The organism is Actinomadura sp. 6N118 (assembly GCF_044326415.1).
Taxonomy (GTDB): domain Bacteria; phylum Actinomycetota; class Actinomycetes; order Streptosporangiales; family Streptosporangiaceae; genus Spirillospora.
The window spans coordinates 62828-85482 of sequence record NZ_JBIRAZ010000032.1 but is presented as its reverse complement, the minus strand read 5'-3'; the positions used below and the strand labels follow the sequence as shown (position 1 = coordinate 85482).

Here is a 22655-nt window from a genome sequence, read left to right as displayed (position 1 = left end):
TTGCGGTCGAGCTCCGATCCCCCTCAGTGGCCGGTTCGCGCATGACGCGACCTGCGGCGGACAGCGAGATCGCGGGCCAGGTGCGCACGACGCAGACCATGTGAGCGCAGATAGCGGAGATCCTCGACGGTGTCGTACATGAGCTGTACGTGGAAGTAGTTCACGTACTCCAGTACCGCGACGAGCCCGAAGACCAGGCCCGCCCAACTCCCCGCTCCCGGAGCGGCAACCACCTTCCCGGCGATGAACAGCAGCCCAGCGGCAAGAAGGAGGAGGCTGGCTCCACGGGCCACCGCGAAGATCTCGGCACCGGGCAGGGGCGCCCCGGGAGCCGAGATCTGCCGGAGCTTGGCCAGCCAGTATCCGGCTCCCACCACAAGCAGAACCGCGAACAGCGTGAAGCCCACCATGTTCGCCGCCGTCATCGGCAAACCGACGACGCCGAACCAGACCACGGCCTGCAAGGGAACGTTCAACAACTCCAGCCAGGCCAGTGACCGCAGCCGTCGACGAATCCGGGAACGAAAACGATCATTCACCCGAGAACTATCCCAGTCCGAATCTTCCCAGGCTGCCCAGTCCCCCGTACCGGCAGCCGGATAGTCCCGCGGCCCCGTGACAGAGGTCTGGCCGGTGTCCGTTAGGGGTTCGCTCACCGGGACATCCGACGATCGCGGAGCGCTGGATCGTGACCTGGGCCGATGCCGTCTCAGATAGGTGGTCCGCGAAACTGTCCGGTGATGGGGGGCTAAACGGTACGCTGAGCGGTGGGTGAACTCATCGGCTACGCCAGATGCTCGACAGTTCTGCAGGACCTCACCGCCCAGCGCGAGATCCTCACCTCGCTCGGGGTCGGCGACGAGCGGATCTACCTCGACAAGGGGCTCACCGGCACCAACCGCGATCGCCCCGGCTTGGACCAGGCCCTGGCCGCGGTCCACGCCGGCGACACGCTGGTGGTGCCCAAGCTGGACCGGCTCGCCCGCTCGGTCCCCGACGCCCGCACCATCGGCGACACCCTGGCCGCCCGCGGCGTCCGTCTCAACCTCGGCGGCAGCGTCTACGACCCGACCGACCCCATGTCCAAGATGTTCTTCAACATGCTGGCGGTGTTCGCCGAGTTCGAGGCCGACCTGCTCAAGATGCGCACCCGCGAGGGCATGGCAATCGCCCGCTCCCGCGGCCGCCTCAAGGGCAGGCGACCCAAGCTGAGCACCCGGCAGCAGGCCGAACTGGTGCGCATGCACGGCACCGGCGAGTACACCATCGCCGAGTTGATGGAGGTCTTCTCCGTCGGGCGAGCGACGGTGTACCGGACACTGCAACGCACCACCCGCCCGGGGCTCCGGGACTCTACTGACGGGTGACTACCCTTAAGGCTTCGGGACGGCCGAGACGATGCGCCGCGCGTTCCTGCGCGAACTGGGAATCCCCCCGGAGTGCCTATCGCATGCATCTCCGCACGGCGGCGCGCTATGTGGTGAACTCCCAGACTCGCATCACACCGTCCCGGCCCGTGCTGACGAAGATCTGGCGCCCGTCCAGCTCGGTGATGCTGATGGCGCGCACTTCACCCATGCCACGGATCGGCTCGGCAAGCAGCCACCTTTCGTCCAGATTCCAAGCGCAGACCGTGCCGTCCTCCATCCCGGTGACGGCAACCAGACGCCCGTTCACCAGCCCGGCCGCCAGACACGAGATCTCATCTCCCGGAACGGCCAACGGCTCACCCCATTCGCCGGTGGCAGGATCACCCACCACCAGTTGCCGACCGCCCGCCGCCACGACATACGCGCGATCGCCGGTCACCAACGCGAAGTCGGTCAGCCCCTCATCAAGGTCATCGAACTCGACCAGGGCGCGCTGCCCGTCCACGTCCCACACCAGCACCCCGCCGTCCGCGCCGTTGGCCACCAGCACCAGCCGACCATCCAACGCCCCGGCCGCAACCGCGCTGGCCGCATGTGACCTGGCCTCCAGTTCGTTCACATCCACCATGGAGGCATAGGGCGAGGGCGGCTCGTCCAGACCGGCGGTCTCAGCCCGTTCATACTCCTCCTCGTCAGCCTCGACCACCGACGCGTCCCACACCTGCACCCCAGGGGCAGCTCGCCCTCCCACCACGAACAACGCACGACCGCCGACCACGACAGCGGAAGTGGTGACCCCTCCGCCCTCCTGCGCCGACAGCCGGACCTTGCCGCTCTCCAAGTCCCACAGCGCGAACCCCTGATGATCGCCGCCCCCGCCGCCCACGATCCGCCCATCGACGACCACGGCCCCGAACGCCGTGAGCTCGGTGTAGTTCGCCTCGTCGAGCCACGGGTCGTCCAGCTCGTGCACGGTCCACACATCACTCGACAGATTCCAGCTGCAAGCCTCAAGGCTCTGATCGTGCGAACCGGCCAGAATCGACTGACCATCGCGCTGCACGACGGAGAAACCATAGAGCGAACCGAGGCGAGGAGCCTCACCAAAATCCAAGGGACGCAGCTCAGACATGCCGATGATCGTAGGCACCCACCCACTCAGAATTCCGCCGGACCGCTAGACCCGACGGGTGCAGTTCGCGGCTCATGCAAGATTTCGTCGCTGGCGGATCATCCAGGGGTCCTCGGCGGCGTGTGGTTGTGGGATGCGGCTTTGGGGCGGCTTCTAGTTTCAACCCTTGGGGATCCGAGACAGCTTCTAAGCTTGTTCTTTATCTACCGGCCTCGATGTCAGCGGCCAGTTGGAATTCCCCACCGGCGGCCAGATGGTGGGGAGCCATCTGGCCGTCACTCGTCACTCTGTGTGGATCCAGCCTGGCGTGCATCTGGGGAAAGTTCGTGAAGGTGGCGGACGCTAGTCTGCCGATGTGGCTGAGACTTGGAGCGAAGATCGAATCGTTGCCGACGGCTTTCGGCGTGTCCTCGTCGAACTGGATCGGTATGACGGCGTACGCGCAGGTCTTGCCGAGGTAGACGGCAAGGTGCACTACTTCCAAAGCCTCAACCAGCTCGACATGGTTGATGAAGTTGAGTACTACGTGTGGCCCGCGAGCGACGACGTTGCGGCGATGGAACGCGAGCAATGGGTCATCTATGTCGAGTGGAACCGACGTTATGAGGCCGGAGAGGCCGGGGTGGACAGCCATCCAGGGCACGGAGGGATCGACGCGCGGTATGACGAGCTGACATCGTTGCTCACGCCGTACCGCCGGGCGCCGGCTGATGCGCTGAGCCTGGTGGCCGAGTGGCGGTTCGGCCCGGGCGCCCGCTACCGGGCCGAGGGGATCGACACCTGGGTCCGGTGGAAGGCGATCGGGTAAGTCGGCAACGAACACGACCGGCCACTCCCCGGCCCTTTGGCGAACGACCCTGGCGCCCAAGGGCAGTCACAGAGAGTGCTCACCTAACTGGCCGTACATGGGGACTCTGCTCTGGCCGCTGTCACCTCGAACGGCATCTCAAGCAGAGTCGCTCATCTGAGGGTTTGCCGGACATGAGGGCGGCCTTCGCCTGATCATGTGCTCCGACCAAGGTGCACTGACCGAGACGAAGGCCGTGAGGGTGAGTCTGCTGCCTGATGCTGTCCAGAGGGAAGCGTTCGCGCAAGCGTCACGCTTCCGGAGCGAGTTCTAGGAGTGTCTGACTGCTCGACGCGACGAGTTGTTCGAGCTGATGGACGCGGTGCTTTGTGCGGACGGGGCGGTGAGGTCCCCGGTGGATCTGACGCTGCTGCCCGAACATCGTCGTGGGCACGGAGCGATGTAGGGGTGCCGGTAAGAAACGCGTCATGAGCCCCAAACGGTGTTGATCTTGCTGTGATGTGGCTGGTCGATGCTGGGCGGCTATGACGCACCCCTCGATGCACGTCGACGAGCTTGTCGAGTACTGGACGGTCCTGGATGGGGAGCGTGAGCTGGTCGCCGGGAAGCGCGGCGCCACGCGGCTGGGCTTCGCGATCTTGTTGAAGTTCTATACGCGGCACGGGCGTTTTCCGCGAGGGCGTTCGGAGTTGGCCGACGAGGCTGTGGAGCATGTGGCCAGGCAGGTCCAGGTGCCCGCTTCGGAGTTCGGCTTCTATGAGTGGTCTGGTTCCACGATCGAGTACCACCGTGGTCAGATGCGGGCGCATCTGGGTTTTCGGGTCTGTACGACCGCGGACGCGGACAAGGTCGTGGTGTGGCTGGCCGAGAACGTCGCCCATGCCGAGCGTCGGCCCGAGCGGGTTCGGGAGGAGCTGCTCAAGCATCTGCGCCAGGAGCGGATCGAGCCGCCGACTTCGGGGCGGATCTCTCGGATCGTGGCCTCGGCCTTGCACAACGCGGAGGTCGCCTGGTCGGTGCGGATCGCTTCTCGGCTGAGTGCGGAGACCACCGGGCGCATCCTCGCGTTGCTGGACACCTTGGAATTCAAGAGCAACAACACCGCCTACCAGCCGGTGATCGAGGCGTTGGAGCTGGTCAAGCGGTATGCCAAGGTGGGCAACACCACCTACTACCCGCGCGGCGAGCGGGTGCCCGAGCATCGCGGCACCGCCGGGGCCTGGGAGGACCTGGTGTTCAAGCGCGACAAGCGCGGTCGCCGGCGGGTGGTGCGAATGGTGTACGAGATCGTCACCCTTTCAGGCGCTGCACGAGGCGCTGCGTTGCAAGGAGATCTGGGTGGTCGGTGCGGATTCCTTCCGCGACCCGGAGGAGGACCTGCCCGCCGATTTCGCCGCGCGCCGTGCGACCAACTACGCCGAGCTGCGCAAGCCGCTGGACCCGGCGGTGTTCATCGCCGGATTGAAGGCCGAGATGCGCGCCGAGTTGGAGGCCCTGGACACCGCGCTGCCCACGCTGGACTGGGTGGAGATCAAGGAGCGCAAGTCCGGTGCGATCAAGCTGACGAAGATCGGCCCGGCGGAGGAGCCGCGGAACCTGCGCAAGATCAAGAACGAGGTGGGACACCGCTGGGGTTCGGTGCCGCTGATTGACATGCTCAAGGAGGCGGTGCTGCGCACCGGCTGCCTGAACGCCGTCACCTCGGTGGCGGGCACCTCCAGCCTGGGGCCCGAGGTGTTGGCCGAGCGGCTGATGCTGGCGATCTTCGGGTACGGCACCAACACCGGGATCCGGGCGGTCGCCGCCGGCGGGCACGCCCACAGCGAGGACGACATCCGCTACGTGCGGCGTCGCTACCTGACCCCGCAGGTCGCCACCGACATCGCGATCGCCATCGCGAACGCGACCTTCACCGCCCGCGACACCGCGCTGTGGGGCGAGGCGACCACCACCGTCGCCTCCGACTCCACGCACGTGCGCGCCTACGACCAGAACATCTTCACCGAATGGCACTCCCGGTACGGGGGCCGCGGCATCCTCATCTACTGGCACATCGAGCGCGGGTCGATGGTCGTGCACTCCCAGACCCTGCGCGCCTCGGCCTCGGAGGTCCACGCGATGATCGAGGGCGCGGTCCGGCACGGCACCACCATGAAGGTCGAGGGCAACCACGTCGACTCCCACGGCCAGACCGAGATCGGCTTCGGTGTCACCCGGCTCCTGGGCTTTGACCTGCTGCCGCGCATCAAGCAGATCAACAAGGTCAAGCTTTACCGCGTCGAGACCGGCGAAAGCGACCGGTACCCGCGGCTGACGCCGGCGATGACCCGGCCGATCCGGTGGGAGCTGATCGAGCAGAACTACGACCAGATGATCAAATACGCGACCGCGATCAAACAGCGCACCACCTCCACCGAGGCGATCCTGCGCCGGTTCACCGAGCCCGCCTCCCACCCGGCCTACCAGGCCATACTGGAGGTCGGCCGCGCACAGAAGACCATCTTCGTCGCCCGCTACCTGCGCCTGCGCGAACTCCAGCGCGAGATCCAGGAAGGGCTGAACGTGGTGGAGTCCTCCAACGGCGCCAACTCGGTCATCCTCTACGGCAAGGGCGGCGACATCGCCACCAACCGGCGCGAGGAACTGGAGATGACCATCCTGTGCCTGCGCATCCTGCAGGCCGCTCTCGTCTACATCAACACCCTGATGCTGCAAGACGTCCTCGCCGACCCCGGACGGTCCAAACTACTCAAGCCCGCCGACCGGCGCGGCCTGACGCCCTTGTTCTGGCAGCACGTCCAGCCCTATGGCGAGGTACGGCTGGATGTGGCCAAGCGCCTGCCGCTCGGCAGCCGGACGCAGACCGCGCACGCAGGCGCCGCCCAGTAGGGCCGAGACCGCCGGGTAGCGGCGGACCTTAGGGGGCGGAATCACTCGATTCCGCCCCCTAAGTCGATCCAATCAGAATCCCGTGCTCGACCTGGCGGAACGGGCCGCCGATCCAATCGGATCCGATCCAGACTTCCGCCTCCCTATTTCGCCCCTATGCTGACCGCCAGAGCACACCCGGCGAGCTGGAAAGAGACACCATCGGGCATGGCCGACCGGATCTACCTGCGGCACTCCACCGACAAACAGACCGACGCCCGCCAGCGGCACGCCCTGGCCGCACTGCTGGCCGCCGGCGCCCCCGTCTATGAGGACCCCGCCACCTCCAGCCGCCGGCTCTCCCTGGACCGCGCGGGATTCACCCGCCTGCTGCACGAGGCCGCCGTCGGCGACACCATCCGCATCGCCGACGCCGCCCGCCTGTTCCGCTCGGTCGCCGACATCCTCGCCCTGCGCCCGGTCCTGGCCCGGCGGGGGCTGCACCTGCGAGTGGAATCGGGGCTGCTGTCGGGGATCGACCTGGCCTCAGACGACCCCGGCACCAAGATGATGGTCTCGGTCCTGGCGGCCGTGCTGGAGTTCCAGCGCGACATGATCAGCGAGAACACCCGCGAAGGCGTCGCCGCCGCCCAGACCGCCGGCAAGACCCTCGGCCGCCCCACCGCCCTGGACACCGGCCAGGCCGCCGACGTCGTGGCGGCCTACCGCAGCGGAACCGCGATCAAGGCCCTCGCCCGACAGCACCACGTCGCCCCCAAGACCATCCGCCGGATCCTGGACAGCGCCCGCGCCCGCCAACTGCCCGACCGGCTCCACACGCTCCCGCGTCAACGCGATCCTCACCGCCTGGACGACGTCGCTGGACGCGGCCGCAGCCCGCCGCGGTCGCCGGCATCCCGCTGGGCCTGCTGGTGCACCGGGCGGCGTCGGCGGCCTCGGGTGGAGGGTTACCGCCAGCGGGCGATCAGGGGACGCATATGTTCGTCATCGCCGGTCGTGCCCACGCACCACAGGCCGTCGCCGGGAACCGGCGCGAGCCCGGTCAAGATCGCCTTCCCCGCCACCGGGACCGCTTCTCTCCGCCAGCCGACCCGGGTGCGGCGCAGCGCGTACATCGTGTAGTCGGGCTCCGACGGCGTGAAGGTGTCGCCGACGGCCAGAGCCCGGCCGCCGCTCACCGCCACGTCGTTCAGCTCACCACGCCCGTCCGGTGTCTTCACGGCAGCCCATGCGCGGCCGTCCCAGTGCAGAAGCAGCGAGCGGCGGATCTCGTCGCCGTCAGGGGCGCGTTTGCCCCAGCCGGAGACCCAGACGTCGTTCGCCGCCACCATCCGCACGCTGGTGAGCCGGTTGGTCCATTCGCCGGTGTCCGGCTCGGGCAGCTGTCGCTCAAGCCCCGAATCTGCTGGTGCGGGTGTACGTGGCTGCCCAAGAACAGGCCGGCAGCGCGTGCCTGGCCGGGCCGCTGGCCCCCGCGTCGCCCGCGTTCTGGAGATCACCGCGCTGGACCAGCGCCTGACCATCCACCCCACCCTGCAGGCCGCCCTGCACACCGACCAGTAGACAGCCTAGACCGAACACACCTGGTCACCCAGAGCTACTTTTCATCTGGTCGCGACCCCGCCAGTCACGGACCCGAGTGGAGGGCCTACTCCGAAGGCGCCGCCGTCAAGGCCCTAGCCCGCGAGCATCACGTCGCGCCCAAGACCATCCGCCGCATCCTGGACGCCGCCGGAGCCCGCCAACTCCCCGACCAGCTCGACGCGCTCCCCGTTCCCGGCAAGCCGTCCGGCTCTGCCGCGGACACACCCGTGACGCTCGACCTGCCTGGCCTGCTCGCCGACCACCTGCGGGCCGCCGGCGACGACACCATCCGCCAAGCGCTCATCTGGGGGCGGATCATTCGCCGTGGCAAGGGCTACTCCATCTGCCACTCGAACTCCACCACGCCGCGCTGCAACAGAGCGCAGCCCTCGCCGCCGAGAGCGCCGGACCGGCCGAACGCATGGCCTACCGGGTTTACGCCACCCGCCTCACAGCTGCTCAACAGCAGAAAACGCCGGCAACTAACCGCCGCCCCGCCGGGCTCACCAGCCCCTGGCCGTACTGATCCGCTACCGCGGGCTCGTTTGGGGCTCATGACACGGTTCTTACTGGCACCCCATGAAACCCCAGAGTTCGCGACGAACTGACGGATCCTCAGCGAACCTGAGGGCGGCTTTGATCCCTGATGGGCGTATCCGGTCCTTGAGTTCGCGATGAACCCAAGGGACGACGTACGGCTCGGCAGGACCGGCAGACCACCGGCTCAGCCCGTGGAGGACCCGGGTCGCCGCGGTGGCCCGGCGCTCACCTTGCGGACCGAGCTCCGGCCGCGTCGTCACAGTTCACCACGCCCGAGACGCGCAAGGAGTCGGCCACCCTCGCCCTGAGCCCCGCGCGCGCGTTCGCCCTTGCCTTCACCGCTTCAGCGAAGACATCGGCGACGAAGAGGAAGCTTCACGCATTCCGAAGTCTCCTCAGCTCGTGCTCCCGCATCGCGACCCGGAGAAAAAGAGCAGGTCACAGGTGAGAGGGGTGCAGCCGAGCCCGCCAGCGGCCGCAGGAACTGCGAGGTTATTTCTTAGTCCGGAGCGCCTCGCGGGTGGGGCCAAGTCTCGTACGAACATGAATCCGTTCACCGAGGTGGAGCCGGCGCCCGCCGGAAAGTGGGGCCAGTGGACACTGGTGAAACCAGGCGCCGTGAAGTTCTGTGCGGAGGCAACAGGCCTCAAGGGCCCCGGTAGCAATCGCCGAAAATCCAACGAATATGACTCTGACCTGCGATTATTCGGGTTCTACTGACTGGCGTTGATCACCGCCGCTACGGTTCGTGATGGTTCCTGTGCTCCGTGGCGTATGGGGTGGTTGATGTCGACCCGGTTTCTCTCCGAGGAGCAGGTGGAGCGGCTGCGGTCGTTCCCGGACATCGGACGGGAGGAGCTGATCAAGTTCTTCACGTTGACGTCGCGGGAGCATGTGTTCCTGGACGCTCCGGGGCGCGGCGCGGACGCGCGCCTGGGGCTGGCGTTGCAGCTGTGCACGCCGCCAGTTGTGGGACGTGGCCAACCACCGCAGCATCGCCACCCTCACCGACCCCGACGGCTTTGTCGGCTCGGTGGCGTTCAGTCCCGATGGCAAGACCCTGGCCATCGGCGGAGACAAAATCGGGTTGTGGCAGGTGCGTGAGAGGTAACAACGCGCGCCAGTCGGAGCTTGAGGACGAGCACTGAGCTCATTCCATCTTCATTCGGCCTGGTGATGATGAAGGGTGAGAATGGCCTGGACGATGGCGGTCAGCCGGCTTGGACCACTACCAGATCCGCAAGCACACCGCCTGGTCCGCCCCACCCCAGCGGAGGGCGAGCTGCCGTCGATATGGAATTCGCCGGAGTCTGGTTCGTCGCGGTAAGCTCTGCGACTCCCTGATACCATCCCAATGTGGCAATCAACAATAGAACAATTAATAGAGATTTGCTCGTCTATTCCGCCACCGTCGTGAGTTGGGGCGCAACACCGTTTATGCTGCTCCTGGCTTTTTTGGGGCAGACTCGTCGGCTCAACACGGCTCACTCGATCGAGTACCCCGAATGGGAAGACAATGGACTGACCTGGTTGGTGGCGACGCTCGGCATGGCGGCCGCAATCGGGATGATGGCTGCGGTGGTCGTTGGCGACACCATCCTTGCCCTGCGTGACCGCAGACCGAAGTCGGACCGGGCGACCGCGACCAGATATGTGGTCAGCATCATATTGAGCCTGATCATATGGCTCTTCGGCGGACTCGTCACCTTGATCGCGATCGTCGGCGCAGGGGATTGCGGAAGTGCCGCAGACGCGCCATGCCTTGACCAACCCGGCCCTCTCCTTTCGTGGCTGGTCAAAGCGTGCATGATCTTGCCGACCCTCCTTCTGCCGATTCTTTTTTCGCTGGGACGCTTTTCCCGGGCATGTCTACTTCTCGCACCGCCCCTTATCGTAAACCTGTACCTTCTGGGGTTCCATCTGTCTCTTCCGCACATGGGTTTTGGCTCCACTACCGGATAATGGACGGCCACCAGCTCGTCTCGCCCACCCTGTTCGACTGAACCTGGCCGGTGTCGGCGCGCCGCTAAGACGGTCCGGCATAAAAGCCATCGTCGACATCGCCAGCCACCCGGCCAAGGATCTGTATGCCCTTGGCCAAGCAATCCACAACCCGGCGACGATTCAGACGAACAAGCCATCCCGGACATGCACGTCGTGAGCGTGCTCAATAACGTGCTCACGGCCTCCACCGTCACTGCTCAATTCCATGACCGGTAGCCGTGCTCAATTAGCTGATCACCTACACCCGACCTCGCCGCCCGCCTCGAGGACCCCGACACCTGGGACGGCGACGAGCTCACCTACCTCAACGACCTCTCCTACGCCCCCGGTTCGAAGGTCGGCGGCTGGCTCGCCTGGGGCCTGACTGACTCCGAACCCGTCCCCTGCCACGCCTGCGAGGCGCGGATGACCCCGCTCCTCACTCTCGCCTCCACCGAGTGGACCGACGAGTCCGCCTCCTGGACCCCCCTCGAGACCACGGGTCATCCCCCACCCCCGCAATGCTTCAGGGAGCCGACGCCGCCACCCTCCAGCTGCAGCCCGACCGGGGTGTCCGCCCCTCCCGAGGGCGACGGCGAGCGACATAGGCCCGCACCATCTGGTACGAGATCGAGGAAGATCGGACGTAACGTCCTCTCGAGAGCTTCACGCCCGGCGCACCCAGATGCCGATCACCTACGTGCCTTACATGGCTGACTGAGCCCCAAGCCGCTGACCTGCGAGTTCCATCACGCGGTCGTGCGTTGACGACGGTTCCGCGATGGGCGCGCAGATGCTCCTCCAGCCACCGCACGGCCTGGTCGTCCAGGTCGTTGGTGGGCTCGTCCAGCACCTCCGGCTGGGCCGCCAGCGTCGCCGCCAGTGCCAGCCGGGAGCGTTCTCCGCCCGACAGGGCGCCCAGCGCGCGATCCCGTTCCAGGCCCGGCAGCCCGAGCCCGTGCAGCATGATGTCCACCGGGGCGTCGGCCTTGTAGCCGCCGCGGGCCTCGTGCCGTTCGACGAGTCTGCCATAGACCTCCATCAGGGCGTCGAGCCCCTCGCCGGAGGCGGCCATCTCGACCTCGACGGCCCGCATCCGCGCCTCGATCTCCCGCAGATCCGCCAACGCCAGGTTGACGGCGTCCTGAACGGTGGCGCTCGCGGGAAGCTCAAGGGTCTGCGCCAGATAGCCGACACCGCCCGGGGCGACGAGATGCACCTCGCCGTTGTCGGCCGCTCGACCTCCGCCAGGACCTTGAGCGGCGTGGACTTTCCGGCCCCGTTGTCGCCGATGACGCCGACCTTCTCCCCGGGCCGGACCGTGAGATCGACCCGGTCGAGGACGACGCGGTCGGTGTAGCGCTTGGTGACGCCGTGCAAGGCCAATTGGGCAGTGCGCATGGGCATACCTCCGGTGCTCGATGAGGGCGATGACATGTCCGCGCGCACCCAGCACCGCAGGACGCCGGCGAACGACGGCCTTCACAGAAGAGGAAGAACAGGTGCTTTCTCGAACGCGCGAGACGAATCACCGCCGGCGCAAGATCTTCCGGGACCGGTGGGGTCGGTGCCGTCGGGGCGTCATGGTGGGTGTGCTCGCCGCGACGCTTCGGCGTGCTGACCGGCGGTGTGGTCACGTGAGCAGGTCGGCCAGGACCCTTGTGCGGTCGCGGTGCCGGAGTTTGCTCATTCCCTTGGCTTCGATCTGGCGGATGCGTTCACGGGTCAGCCCGAAGTTCCGGCCGATCTCGTCCAGGGTCCTCGGCCGGGAGTCGTCCAGGCCGAACCGCTGACAGATCACGGCCGCTTCCCGTTCGGACAGGGTCGCCAGCACCGTGTCCAGGTGGTGACGCAGCATGGAGTCGGTGACCGTGGTGGCCGGGTCCGGCGCGTCGTCGGGCACGAGATCACCCAACTCCGTACCGGCGTCGTCCGGGGCGACCGGGGTGTGCAGTGAGATCGGCTCCCTGGAGTACCGCAGCACCAGCCCGACCTTCTCGGCGGGCAGGTCGAGTTCGGCCGCCAATTCGGTGGCGGCCGGTTCCCGGCCGAGTTCGCCCAGCATGGCGCGGCGTGCGCGCGTCACCCGGTTGAGGACCTCCACCATGTGCGCGGGGAGCCGGATGGTCCGGCTCTGGTCGGCCAGCGCCCGGCCGATCGCCTGCTTGATCCACCAGGTGGCGTAGGTGGAGAACTTCAGCCCGCGCCGGTGGTCGAACTTCTCCACCGCGCGCATCATCCCGATGGTGCCCTCCTGGATCAGGTCCGGCAGGGGCAGCCCCCGCCTGCGGCGTAGCGTTTGGCGATCGAGACGACCAGCCGAAGGTTGGCCTCGACCATGTGGTCCCTGGCGCGCCGGCCGTCTGCCACGAGCCGCTCCAGTTCGCGCCGTTCGGCAGGGGTGAGCACGCCACTCTCGGCCTCCAGACGGCGGCCGCCGGGGCGGAGCGCGGCGGTGATCTGGGTCTTGGTCAGGGCGCGACCGGCGGGCGGTGTCGGTGCTTTGATCAGTACGGCCAGCGCATCGCGTTCGGTGAGGTCGTCAAAGGCTTTCAGCGCGGCCGGTAGTACTCGCACAGGTAGCTGCGCAGGACATTGACTTGGCGCTGCCTGGTCCAGATCAGATGCTGGTGGGCGCGCGCAGGACCTTGACCGCCTCGGCATGGTCGGAATCACCAGCGACCTGCCGATGATGATGCCGGTCGGTCCGGACGATCTCGGCGAGCATGCGGGCGTCGGCCTTGTCGGACTTGGCGCGCGAGGTCGAGTATCGATCTCGATAGCGGGCCGAGGAGAGCGGATTGATCGCATAGACCTGGTAACCCGCGGCGAGTAGGGAGGTGACCAGCAGGCCGCGGTCGGTCTCGATACCAATGAGGACCTCGGCCGGGTCCTGGGCGTGCCGGGCGATCAGCTCGTGGAACTCGCGCGCTCCCTTGGCACTCTCATCGATCCGGCTATAGCCCAAGGCGTTCCCGTCCGCGTCGCTCAAGTGGACGTCGTGATGGCGTTCGGCCCAGTCGACACCCACGAAGATCATGTTGTTCCCTCCCGAAGACGAGCACGGACCAGCCACGAGAAGGACAGCAGCGCGCTAATGGATCAGTGCTCGGACCTCGGCAACGTCATCCCACCAGCCATCGGCCTTCCCGCCGGCTGGCCGGGGCACGGTCTCAGGTAGGGCTCACATGCACCCTGCTACGGCGAGGTGCTCACCGGCCAGCTGGCTGCGCAACCATCCTGCTGGGACGAAAGAGACCCGCGAGGCAGAACGGTCACAGCTCCATTAGCCACGGCGAGCCGCAAAGTAGGTACGGGGGTGGCTGTCGGCGGGGACGTCTAAAGTGGATCAGCATGGTTGATCTCCCCCATTCCGCGGTTCCGGGCGTGCTGGTCGACCCGCCGTGGTCGAAAGCGGCGAAGAGCGAGACCACCCCGGTCGTCATTTCTGGCCTCACACCTCCCGGCCCAGGTGCGCTTACCTGGGCGGAAGGTGAGCTGGAAGAGTGGATCAAGAAGGCTCGGTTGGGCGTGTTCGTGCACTACCCGGATGATGACCCGTTCTGGGACCACGCGCGGTCGCGCTTCCTGTCGGGGGAGACCGACTACGGTCATCAGGCGGTAGAACTGGTTATTGGCCCGGAGCGGGCGTTCGGTGACCTTCTGCCGTTGTTCCTGGAACGCGCCGACGAGTCCTCGTGGCGGGGCATCAACCTGCACCTCCTTGATGACTACCGGCTCATGCCGTTGGTGGCGCGTTACGGCGTGCGGGTACGCGAACTGGCGTTGCGGGCGGCCAGGCGGCGTCCCGTGGACAACGGCGAGGTACTGCTGCCCTACCTCGACGTCGAGGTCGCGCAACTGATGGCGGACTGGCTGGTCCGGCTCAAGTCGGCCAGGGACGTGGGGCGCCGGTGGCTGCTGCGGCACGGTGTGAACGCCGTTCCCTACCTTGTGCCCGATGCGGTCGGCGGACGGCGCGCGGCGCGGGACAAGGCCGCGGCCGGGCTGCGACTGATCGCGCAGGAGCACGGCCGGGACGCGGTCGTCCAGGCCGCCGGCGTCCATGGCGACCAGGCCGCCGACGCGGTGGCGGAGCTGCTGGACGCGGAAGTCGCGGCGGTGCCGGTGAAGGCGCCGAAGATTCCCACGTGGCTGGAGGTGGCGGCGCTCCCCCGCCCGGTGACAGCGGCCGGGGAACTGGACGATGTCCTGGTCCATAACCTCATCGGATTGCTGATGCTGGCGCAAGAGCCGCCGATGCCCGAGCGGGAGGCGCTGCGGGCGGCGTGCACGGGACTTGCGGAATTCGCCTGGGCGATCTTCGAGGCGTGGCAGTCGGCGGGCGAGCCGAACGGGAACGCCTGGGTGCTGACCCAGCTGGGTCAGCTCGGCGACGATGACACGGTGCGGCGGGCCGCGCCGCTGGTCCGCCATTACATCGCGACGCGCAAGCACCTCAAGGCCGCTCGCGTGGTCGACGACGTCCTGGCCAGGATCGGTACCGATGCCGCCCTGGTCCAGCTCAATCTGATGACGCGCCGGTCCTTCCCCGGCGGGGCGCGCGAGGACGCGCGGCTGGCGCTTGTGGAGGCGGCGCGGCGGCGTGGGCTCACCGACGACCAGCTCGCCGACCGGCTCGTGCCGGACCTCGGTCTGGACGCGGACGGGACGCTGCTGCTGGACTACGGCCCGCGCCGGTTCGTGGTCGGATTCGACGAGCAGCTCAAGCCGTTCGTGACCGACGAGGACGGCCGGCAGCGCAAGACGCTGCCCAAGCCCGGCGTCCAGGACGACCGCGGGCTGGCCCCGGACGCTCACCGGCGTTTCACCGCGATGAAGAAGGACGTCCGGGCCGTAGCCGCCGACCAGATCGTGCGGCTGGAGACGGCGATGGTGACCGGCCGCCGCTGGACGGCCGAGGACTTCCGGACGTTCGTGGTGACGCATCCGCTGATACGGCATCTGGCGCGGCGGCTGGTGTGGACGGCCGGCACCGAGCCCTTCCGCATCGCCGAGGACGGCACGTTCGCCACCGTCGAGGACGAAGCGTACGTGTTGCCCTCCGACGCTCTGATCGGCATCGCGCATCCCCTGCGCTTCGATGCGCAGACGTGGTCACAGGTGTTCGCCGACTATGAGATCTTGCAGCCGTTCCCGCAGCTCACACGGCCTGTGGCGGTCCTGGACGAGGATGCGCACCGCGCTCGGCGGCTGGCCCGGTTCGAAGGCGCGACGACCTCGTTCGGTGCGGTGCTCCGCCTGGCCAGGCAGGGGTGGGAACGTGCGTATCCGCTGGACAGCGGGGTCGAGCCGGGGATCTTCCGGCCGGTCGGCGACAGGCTGTACATTGCCGTCGAACTCGACCCGGGGATCGTGGCTGGAGAACCTGACAGCTTCCCTGAGCACACGATCCGGCGCGTGCAGGTCGTGACCGATCTCGGCAGCTGGTGGTGGGACACCCTGGAGGCCGAGGACCCGGACGCGCCGCTCCTCGGAGACCTCGACCCGGTGATCGTCTCAGAGGTTCTGGTCGACCTCGCGACCCTGAGTTGACTCCGCCGCCACGCTGCTCTGGGCGGCGGGAAGAACCGGTTCAGGCATGCAGTCGTCGCAGTAGGGGTCCCGTTAACGCCACTGTCATGAGCCGCAAACGAGAGCTCGCGGACTGGCCGTTAACGGTTGCGGTGGCGACGGCCGGGGTCGTGGTCGTGGTCGGCGACGGCGGTAGCGACAGCTTCGGCGCTGACGTTGGTGTATATGGCCAGGCTGCGGATGTTCTCGTGGCCGCTAAGAGCCATGAGCATGGGTGCTGACCAGCCGTCTTCGGCCAGATGGGTGAGCCGGGAATGAGTGGCCCAAGGGCACCGTGCTATCCCGAGCTCAACTGGAGGCCGCTCGGGACGGCCACCCAAACATCTGACCGGTGTAGGAACGAGGCATAACGTCCATCCTGGACCGATCCAGGCGATAAGCGGCTACGCGTTCTGGACGAGACGCAGCTCCGGCTGCGATCCGGTCGACGGCTCGCCACCTCCTGTGATCCCGACTGGGATCAGACCGAACACGTACCCGTTGAGGTCTTCGGGGGCAGGTTCAGCTCCGCGGCGATGTCAGCGCGGGTCATGCCCTGGGAGCGGAGCGCGTCGAAGACCTTGGCCAGTAACTGGCTGCTTTCGCGGACCATGGAGGAGTCGGGTTCTGCGGTGCGGTAGCCCATCTGGGTGAGGCGTTTGGCGGTCTGGGTGTAGCGCCAGTCCGACAGCAGCTTGAGCCGGTGGAGCCGGTAGGTCAGCGCCATCGCGTCGAGGACTTCCAGGTGGCCTTCGTCGACGAGGCGGCCGAGGTTCGGCGGGCTCTGGCCGCCGCGCCGGCGGTTCCGTTCGAACGCGCTGCGCCGGTGCGGGATTTTCCCGTCCTACCGGGGACAGCGCAACTACCCAGGTTTCTGGCCGGACACCGTGTCCGGGCTCGGTAAGGCCTGGTCATGGTGATCAGCCGCTGATTCGCCCACGCTCACCACGTACTCAGCATTGAGGGGAAGCGCGTGTTCGTCGCCTACGTGATCGTCACCGTCATCGCGATCGTGGTCAACGTCGCGATCACCGTTGCGGACCTCGTGAGGGCCGAGTTCGTCGTCGCCAACTCGACCAAAGTCGGTGTGCCAACGTCCTGGATCCCGTGGCTCGCTGTTCCCAAGGCAGCTGGAGCTGCTGGGCTCCTACTCGGGCTCATGGGCGTCCCGTTCATCGGCATGGCTGCCGCGTTGGGGCTAGTCCTGTTCTTCGTCGGCGCTGTCACCGTGCACATCCGCGCCCGCGTGTTCCACAACCTGGCTTTCCCAGGCGTCTTCTTGGGGCTGGCCATAGCGTCCCTCGTCCTGTCCGCTGTGCGATAGCCGCTGAGAGTGGAGCTGAGCGTCGATCCAGACGCACGCCGAAGGTCCCAGCCGCATGTACCGTGCCTGGGCGGTGGCCGCTGCGAGTTACGAGGAGGCGAATGCGGTGGTCACCAGGGTGTCGAAGAGTTCGTCGAGGTCGCCCGTGCCCCATGGCGTGGCGGCGACGGTGAGTTGCCTGCGTCCGTCCTCGGTGGTCCAGCAGGAGGTCTGGTAGCCGAAGATGTCGCCCTCGTGGCCCCAGAGCCGGGTTCCGTCGGCCAGGAGCTTGGTTTGCAGGCCGAGGCCGTAATCGTAGTCGCGGCCGGTCGTCCAGGCGGTGCGCATCTGGGCGAGTTGGGCGGGGCGGAGCAGCCGGCCGGTGAGTAGCGCCTGGTAGAAGCGGTTGAGGTCGGTCGTGGTGGTGACGAGCTCGCCGGAGGCACCCGTGACGGTCGGGTTGAGCTTGGTGATGTCGACCGGCAAGAGGGTGCCGTTCTGTTCCTGCGGCAGGTAACCATGCGGGTGGGGCCCGGTGATGGTCGGGCTGGCGCCGGGCAGTTCGGTGTCGTGCAAGCCGAGCGGGCGCAGGATGCGGCGTTTCACCTCTGTTCTGTACGGTCGGCCGGTGACCTTCTCGATGATGAGCGCGAGCAGAATGTAGTTGGTGTTGGAGTAGGTCCAGGAGGTGGCCGGCTCGAACAGCAGAGGCTGGCCGTCGGTGAAAGCGAGCAGTTCGGCCGGGGTCCAGGTGCGATCGCGCAGGCCGAGAATGCCGTCGACGGTGCCATAGAGCGTGCGGAAGGCGCGGGTGTTGGTGTAGTTGACGATCCCGCTGGTGTGCTGGAGCAGATGGTGCACGGTGATCCGATGGTCGGCCGCGGTCGTTGCGGGCAGCCATTGGTCGAGGGAGTCGTGCAGGCCGATGCGGCGCTCGCCGATCAGTTGCAGGACGACGGTGGCCACGAACGATTTGGTGACGCTGCCCGCCCGGAACCGGCTGTGCACCGGAACCCGTTCGGTGGTGCCGAGCCTGGCGACGCCGCTGCTGCCGCGCCAGGTCCATCGGCCGTGGCGCACCTCGGCGAGCACGCCGGCCGCTGCGGTCGCCGAGATGGCGTCCAGGGCTTGCTGTAGCGGCGCGGCCCCTGGCGTGGCAGACGTTGCGACCTTGTTGGCCGAAGTGGCCGGGGCTGTGCGGGCACTCAGGGTGAGGAGCCCGGCGGTGCTGGTAGACACGGCGAACACGCCTGCGACACCGGATTTGAGCAGGGCACGGCGACTGAGCATGGGATGTCTCCGTCAAGGGATGGAATGTGGTGGGGCGTGCGGGATTGCGCTCGGGCCTGAAGTCGCCCAACCGCTGAGGTGGTGGGGTGGTCAGTTGAGGCCGCGGGGGATACGCCAGAAGGCGAAGGCGGCCAGGGCCGCGGCGAGAAGCAGGTACGTCAGGAGCTCCAGCCACTGGAAGGTCCAGTAGCGGTCGGCCGGCTGGTACTTGACCACGAAGTGCGCCTTCTGGGCTGTGTAGCAGGCCTCGTCGCGGTCGCGATCGCCGGTGCTGCACTGGGCGACCACCGATCGGCTCAGCGGCTTGCCCGCGGGGTCGAGCAGCGCGGTGCTGGTGGACAGCACCCAGGCTCCGGGCTTGGCGTATCCCTCGATCCTGGCGACGCCGCCCTTGAGGTTGATCCGGGCGCCGTCGAGGTCGGCGCCGGCGTTGTAGGTGACCGACTCGGTGATCGCCGGCGCCAGGTGGGGACGGATCGTGGCGGGCAGCAGGATCTGCAGCGCGGCGAACGCGGTCAGGGTGAGGGCCATCGTGGTGACGGTACGGCGGGTGAGCAGGCCGATCGTGGTGCCGGCGACCACGGCGAAGACGGCGTAGCCCAGGGGTGCGATGTTGCGGGTCGGGAAGATCAGCGGGTCGAAGCGGCCGCCGATCAGCTTGTCATACGGGCTCGCCGCCCAGGTGAGCAGGATGCTGAGCGTGGCGGTCAGAACCACGCCGGCAAGAGTGACCAGCCCGAGTTTGACCGCGAGCCAGCGGCCGCGGGTGACGCCCTGGTTCCACACCAGGCGATGGGTGCCGGTCTCGATCTCACGGGCGACCAGCGGCGCGCCCCAGAACGCGCCGATCAGGGCAGGCATCAGGACGATCAGGAAGCCGCAAAGCAGCAGGGTGGTGAAGTAGTCCTCGCCCAGCGTGTCCCGGGCGGCGTCGAGTGTGCAGCCGGCACCACAGTTGACCGCGGTGTCGTAACTGTCGCGGATCTGCAGGCCGAGCACGACCAAGTACGCTGCGAGGCAGGCGGCGGCGCCCACCCCGATGAGCGCCTGCACGCGGAATTGACGCAAGGTCAGCCAGATCATCGAGAGCCCTCCAAGGAGTGTCCGGCGGAGGCGCCGATGGGCGTGGTGACCGCGCGGTCGAGGTAGGCGAGAACCATGTCCTCAAGCTCAAGCGGAGTCGCGGTGGGCAGCAGCTCGGGCAGCAGCCGGGGCAGCATCCCGCTGGTGTCCCGGACGATCAGCGTGCTCTGCCGACCGTTGTGCTCGGCCTGGATGACCTCCACACCCGGCGGCAGCTTGTCGATGTGCTCGGGCCGGCCGACCAACCGGTAGTGGGCGGCCAGGATGTCGTCGACGTCGCCTGCCAGCTGCAGGCCGGACGCGGTCAACACCACCAGGTGGTCGCAGACCCGTTCCAGGTCGCCGAGCAGATGCGACGACAGGATGACCGTGGCCTCCAGATCGGCCACCGACTCCATCAGGTACTGCAGGAAGGCCCGACGGGCCAGCGGGTCGAGCGCGGCCACCGGCTCATCGAAAATCAACATCTCGGGCCGCTTGGCCGTGGCGACGGCCAGGGCGAGCTGAGCGCGCTGCCCGCCGGAGAGGCGCCCGGCCTTCTGCGCCGGATCGAGGCCGAGGTGCGCGATGCGCCGCCGAGCGAGCCCGGCGTCCCAGTTGGCATTGAGCTTGGCGCCGAGACGAAGGTGCTCGGCGACCGTCAAGCCCCTGTAGACAGGGGTGTCCTGGGCGACGAAGCCGACCTTGTTCAGCTGCGCCGCGTTCGCGGCCGGGCGCCCGCCGAGAACCTCGATCATTCCCGAGGTCGGCCGGATCGTGCCGGCGATCAGGTTGAGCAACGTGGACTTGCCGGCGCCGTTGGGCCCGACCAGGCCGACGACCCGACCGGCGGGAAGGGTCAGCGTTACCTCGCTCAACGCCTGGTGACCTCCCCGGTAGCGCTTGCTCAGCCGCTCGGTGCGCAGGGCAGGCATCATTGGGTCGCCCCCACGACCTTCCGGAAGGTCGTCATGAACAGCGCTTCGATGCTGTCCGCGTCCAGCCCGGCTCGCAGCGCCTTGTCCAACCACTCCCGCAGTTCGAGGTGCAAGGGTTCGTGAGCTGCGAGGGAGTCGTCGGCGAGCGTGCGGGTGACGAAGGTGCCCTGGCCCGGGCGGGGCGTGATGAGCCCGAGGTGCTCCAGCTCGCGGTAAGCCTTCAGCACCGTGTTCGGGTTGATCGCCAGCTTCGCCGCCACGTCCCGCACGGTCGGCAGCTGATCGCCGACCGACAGCAGACCCACGCGGAGGGCCTGCTGCACCTGCTGCACCAGCTGTTGGTAAGGCGAGACGCCAGACTTGACGTCCAGATAGAAGTTGATCACGCACGCTCCATTGTCTGAGTGTCGTAGCACAATAGATCAGCGGGACTCCGGACTGTCAAGATCGAACCAGCGCCACACAGAGGCCACTGAGCCGAGCATCACCCGCGCCAAACGCAAGATCACCGACACGGGCGTCCCCTACCGCATCCCGTCCGACAGCGAACTGCCCGACCAGGACCGCGCCCAGTGGAACCACGCGGCCATCGCCGAGGCGACCCGCCTCTCGAACGCGCCGCCGCCCACCACCACCCCGCCCAGCAGAACCAGCTGCACCAGCACCTCGTCTGGAACTAGCCCACCGCGACCGCGACCCAAGCCAGATCCAAAGCCCAGCGTCTGCCGACCGATCCCTGCAGCGGCCGCGACCTGCCCACTGCGCAGCTGGCCACTCTCACTGCGGCCGAGCACCCGCTTGCTGAACCGGATCGTGGAAGGGACGCAGCCCGGCTGCGGGGTCGACGCGGGTGAAGGCGTAGCGGCCCAGGAAGTTGATGTGCTCGAAGCAGATCGGCGACAGCCGCGCGCACATCTCTTCAGTGACGCCGAAGCCGTCGGCGCGCAGCTGCGTGACGGCGGCGTCGATGTACAGGCTGTTCCACCAGACCACCGCGTTGAGCGCCAGGCCGAGTGCGCCGAGCTGGTCTTCCATCCCTTCGCGGTAGCGCTGGCGGAGCTGGCCGCGGTTACCGAACGCGATCCGCCGGGCGAGGCGGTGCCGGGCTTCCTGGACGTTGAGCTGGTGCCGATCATCAGGTCAGACTGACACCTGCTCGTGCATCAGTCCCGCCCTCCGGGTAGCCAGATCAGATGACACCCGTCCGTGCGGCAGTCCCGTTCCTGCGCTGGTTGGCATTGAAGCGTGCCTTCTTCTGACGATTCCCGCACGTGTTCATATCACACCATTTGCGCGTGCGACTTTGACTGGTGTCGAAGAAAGCGGCTTGGCAGGTTGGCGATGCGCACAAGGCCAATTTTCCGTCTCGTTCGCCCGCGATTATGCTGATCGCGTCGGCGGCGATTACGCTGAGGGCATCCTCTACGCAAGAAGTCGAGCTGAGTCGCCATTGACGATTGCCCTCGGGCGTCAGGATAGCCGCGGCCTGACCCTGAATGCTGCAGTCATTGATGATTTGGATGGCAGACGCAGGGAGAGCCTCTTGGATCGCGGTCGCTGTTGCGGCGGCGTGAATTGATTCCCTCAATTCCCGAGCGAGTTCGAGCTGGGCGGTGGTGCAGGAGTCCACGGCTAGGCCGTTCACTGCCAGCCAGTCGACGAGTCGCTGCGGCGTGGGAATGCGCTCCACAGCATTGCCATGACGCTCCGTCAGAGTCCCCGTAAAGCTGGTCGCTAGCACGTTACCGAGGCGAAAGTCAGGGAACCCATCACGCATGGAACCACCTTAGCCCCGATCGTCCCTTTGAGGACCGCATCCGGCACGCCTGGTTGATGCTCACCCAGATCGCCGCCGACCTGGTCGCCTGGACCCGACTGCTCGCCCTGACCGGCGACGCGCAGGTCCTGGCCGCGTGCGAGCCGAAGGCCATGCGCCACCGATTCCTGCACTTCCCAGCCCGACTCACTCTCGGCGCCCGGGCGACGGATGCGCATACCTGAAACCTGGTCCTTGGCAGCCGCGATCGTCGCGATGCACTCTCCGCCAACATCGCAACCCGCCTGACCCGACCCTGTCCACCCACGAGGAACCTCAGAGGCCTGTAGGACGGCAGCGCCAGCTGGCACCCCGCCATGCCCGCCAGTGCACCCAAGGGCCTGGTTACGGGTAACGCCGCAAACG

Annotated in this window: 20 protein-coding genes and 4 pseudogenes; 10 read left to right on the top strand and 14 right to left on the bottom strand. The window is 67.4% G+C overall.

Going from position 1 to position 22655, the window contains the following annotated elements; genetic code table 11:
- Positions 1-23: 23 nt before the first annotated feature.
- Positions 24-539: a hypothetical protein gene (locus ACH34W_RS49550; RefSeq protein WP_395968248.1), complete on the bottom strand. Its 516-nt coding sequence runs from the start codon at positions 537-539 to the stop codon at positions 24-26.
- A 228-nt stretch (positions 540-767) separates the two neighbouring features.
- Between ACH34W_RS49550 and ACH34W_RS49545 the strand changes: the two genes are divergently transcribed.
- Positions 768-1367 (top strand): recombinase family protein, encoded by a 600-nt coding sequence (locus ACH34W_RS49545; RefSeq protein WP_395968247.1) that lies wholly within the window; start codon positions 768-770, stop codon positions 1365-1367.
- A gap of 106 nt (positions 1368-1473) precedes the next feature.
- On the opposite strand, the gene ACH34W_RS49540 is transcribed toward ACH34W_RS49545, so the two are convergent.
- On the bottom strand, positions 1474-2502 hold the full coding sequence (locus ACH34W_RS49540) for a WD40 repeat domain-containing protein (RefSeq protein WP_395968246.1): 1029 nt from the start codon (positions 2500-2502) through the stop codon (positions 1474-1476).
- 355 nt (positions 2503-2857) lie between these two features.
- Between ACH34W_RS49540 and ACH34W_RS49535 the strand changes: the two genes are divergently transcribed.
- The 4 genes and pseudogenes from ACH34W_RS49535 (at position 2858) to ACH34W_RS49520 (ending at position 7321) form a co-directional block, all read left to right on the top strand.
- Positions 2858-3310: a hypothetical protein gene (locus ACH34W_RS49535; RefSeq protein WP_395968245.1), complete on the top strand. Its 453-nt coding sequence runs from the start codon at positions 2858-2860 to the stop codon at positions 3308-3310.
- Between the two features lie 524 nt (positions 3311-3834).
- Positions 3835-4239, top strand: a pseudogene (locus ACH34W_RS49530) (DUF4158 domain-containing protein); the annotation flags it as partial.
- A 409-nt stretch (positions 4240-4648) separates the two neighbouring features.
- Positions 4649-6199, top strand: coding sequence for a transposase (locus ACH34W_RS49525; RefSeq protein ID WP_395968244.1), 1551 nt, complete (start codon positions 4649-4651; stop codon positions 6197-6199).
- Positions 6200-6406: 207 nt separating this feature from the next.
- On the top strand, positions 6407-7321 hold the full coding sequence (locus ACH34W_RS49520; RefSeq protein ID WP_395968243.1) for a recombinase family protein: 915 nt from the start codon (positions 6407-6409) through the stop codon (positions 7319-7321).
- A gap of 554 nt (positions 7322-7875) precedes the next feature.
- On the opposite strand, the gene ACH34W_RS49515 is transcribed toward ACH34W_RS49520, so the two are convergent.
- On the bottom strand, positions 7876-8079 hold the full coding sequence (locus tag ACH34W_RS49515; RefSeq protein WP_395968242.1) for a hypothetical protein: 204 nt from the start codon (positions 8077-8079) through the stop codon (positions 7876-7878).
- A gap of 1018 nt (positions 8080-9097) precedes the next feature.
- Here ACH34W_RS49515 and ACH34W_RS49510 point away from each other — a divergent pair.
- Both ACH34W_RS49510 and ACH34W_RS49505 read left to right on the top strand, forming a co-directional pair.
- Complete coding sequence (locus ACH34W_RS49510; RefSeq protein WP_395968260.1) at positions 9098-9427, top strand: DUF4158 domain-containing protein; 330 nt, start codon at positions 9098-9100, stop codon at positions 9425-9427.
- Positions 9428-9679: 252 nt separating this feature from the next.
- Positions 9680-10285, top strand: coding sequence for a hypothetical protein (locus tag ACH34W_RS49505; RefSeq protein WP_395968241.1), 606 nt, complete (start codon positions 9680-9682; stop codon positions 10283-10285).
- A gap of 787 nt (positions 10286-11072) precedes the next feature.
- Here the strand turns inward: ACH34W_RS49505 and ACH34W_RS49500 are convergent.
- From ACH34W_RS49500 to ACH34W_RS49490, 3 genes and pseudogenes are all read right to left on the bottom strand, one after another.
- A pseudogene (locus ACH34W_RS49500) lies at positions 11073-11707 on the bottom strand (ATP-binding cassette domain-containing protein); the annotation flags it as partial.
- Positions 11708-11939: 232 nt separating this feature from the next.
- Positions 11940-12545, bottom strand: a complete 606-nt coding sequence (locus ACH34W_RS49495; RefSeq protein ID WP_395968240.1) for an RNA polymerase sigma factor RpoD/SigA — start codon at positions 12543-12545, stop codon at positions 11940-11942.
- Between the two features lie 188 nt (positions 12546-12733).
- Positions 12734-13346, bottom strand: a pseudogene (locus ACH34W_RS49490) (IS110 family transposase); the annotation flags it as partial.
- Positions 13347-13660: 314 nt separating this feature from the next.
- On the opposite strand from ACH34W_RS49490, the gene ACH34W_RS49485 reads away from it, so the two are divergent.
- Positions 13661-15862 carry a DUF4132 domain-containing protein gene (locus tag ACH34W_RS49485; protein ID WP_395968239.1) on the top strand — a complete coding sequence of 734 codons (2202 nt, stop codon included), beginning with the start codon at positions 13661-13663 and terminating at the stop codon, positions 15860-15862.
- Between the two features lie 499 nt (positions 15863-16361).
- Here ACH34W_RS49485 and ACH34W_RS49480 read toward each other — a convergent pair whose 3' ends face one another.
- Positions 16362-16607 (bottom strand): hypothetical protein, encoded by a 246-nt coding sequence (locus tag ACH34W_RS49480; RefSeq protein WP_395968238.1) that lies wholly within the window; start codon positions 16605-16607, stop codon positions 16362-16364.
- A gap of 246 nt (positions 16608-16853) precedes the next feature.
- On the opposite strand from ACH34W_RS49480, the gene ACH34W_RS49475 reads away from it, so the two are divergent.
- On the top strand, positions 16854-17204 hold the full coding sequence (locus ACH34W_RS49475) for a DoxX family protein (RefSeq protein WP_395968237.1): 351 nt from the start codon (positions 16854-16856) through the stop codon (positions 17202-17204).
- An 87-nt stretch (positions 17205-17291) separates the two neighbouring features.
- On the opposite strand, the gene ACH34W_RS49470 is transcribed toward ACH34W_RS49475, so the two are convergent.
- The 7 genes and pseudogenes from ACH34W_RS49470 to ACH34W_RS49440 all read right to left on the bottom strand — a co-directional run bounded on the left by ACH34W_RS49470 (position 17292) and on the right by ACH34W_RS49440 (position 22250).
- On the bottom strand, positions 17292-18473 hold the full coding sequence (locus ACH34W_RS49470; protein ID WP_395968236.1) for a serine hydrolase domain-containing protein: 1182 nt from the start codon (positions 18471-18473) through the stop codon (positions 17292-17294).
- Positions 18474-18563: 90 nt separating this feature from the next.
- On the bottom strand, positions 18564-19556 hold the full coding sequence (locus ACH34W_RS49465; RefSeq protein WP_395968235.1) for a hypothetical protein: 993 nt from the start codon (positions 19554-19556) through the stop codon (positions 18564-18566).
- Positions 19553-20473 carry an ABC transporter ATP-binding protein gene (locus ACH34W_RS49460; protein ID WP_395968234.1) on the bottom strand — a complete coding sequence of 307 codons (921 nt, stop codon included), beginning with the start codon at positions 20471-20473 and terminating at the stop codon, positions 19553-19555. Before ACH34W_RS49460 ends, ACH34W_RS49465 begins: the two co-directional genes overlap by 4 nt.
- A complete protein-coding gene (locus ACH34W_RS49455; RefSeq protein ID WP_395968233.1) occupies positions 20470-20859 on the bottom strand; it encodes a GntR family transcriptional regulator in 390 nt (129 codons plus the stop codon). Before ACH34W_RS49455 ends, ACH34W_RS49460 begins: the two co-directional genes overlap by 4 nt.
- A 138-nt stretch (positions 20860-20997) precedes the next feature.
- Entirely contained in the window at positions 20998-21132 is a 135-nt protein-coding gene (locus ACH34W_RS49450) for a hypothetical protein (protein WP_395968232.1), read from the bottom strand.
- Positions 21133-21250: 118 nt separating this feature from the next.
- Positions 21251-21598 (bottom strand): annotated as a pseudogene (locus tag ACH34W_RS49445) (Tn3 family transposase); the annotation flags it as partial.
- A 64-nt stretch (positions 21599-21662) separates the two neighbouring features.
- Complete coding sequence (locus ACH34W_RS49440) at positions 21663-22250, bottom strand: CGNR zinc finger domain-containing protein (RefSeq protein ID WP_395968231.1); 588 nt, start codon at positions 22248-22250, stop codon at positions 21663-21665.
- 56 nt (positions 22251-22306) lie between these two features.
- On the opposite strand from ACH34W_RS49440, the gene ACH34W_RS49435 reads away from it, so the two are divergent.
- On the top strand, positions 22307-22474 hold the full coding sequence (locus ACH34W_RS49435; RefSeq protein ID WP_395968230.1) for a hypothetical protein: 168 nt from the start codon (positions 22307-22309) through the stop codon (positions 22472-22474).
- Positions 22475-22655: the final 181 nt, after the last annotated feature.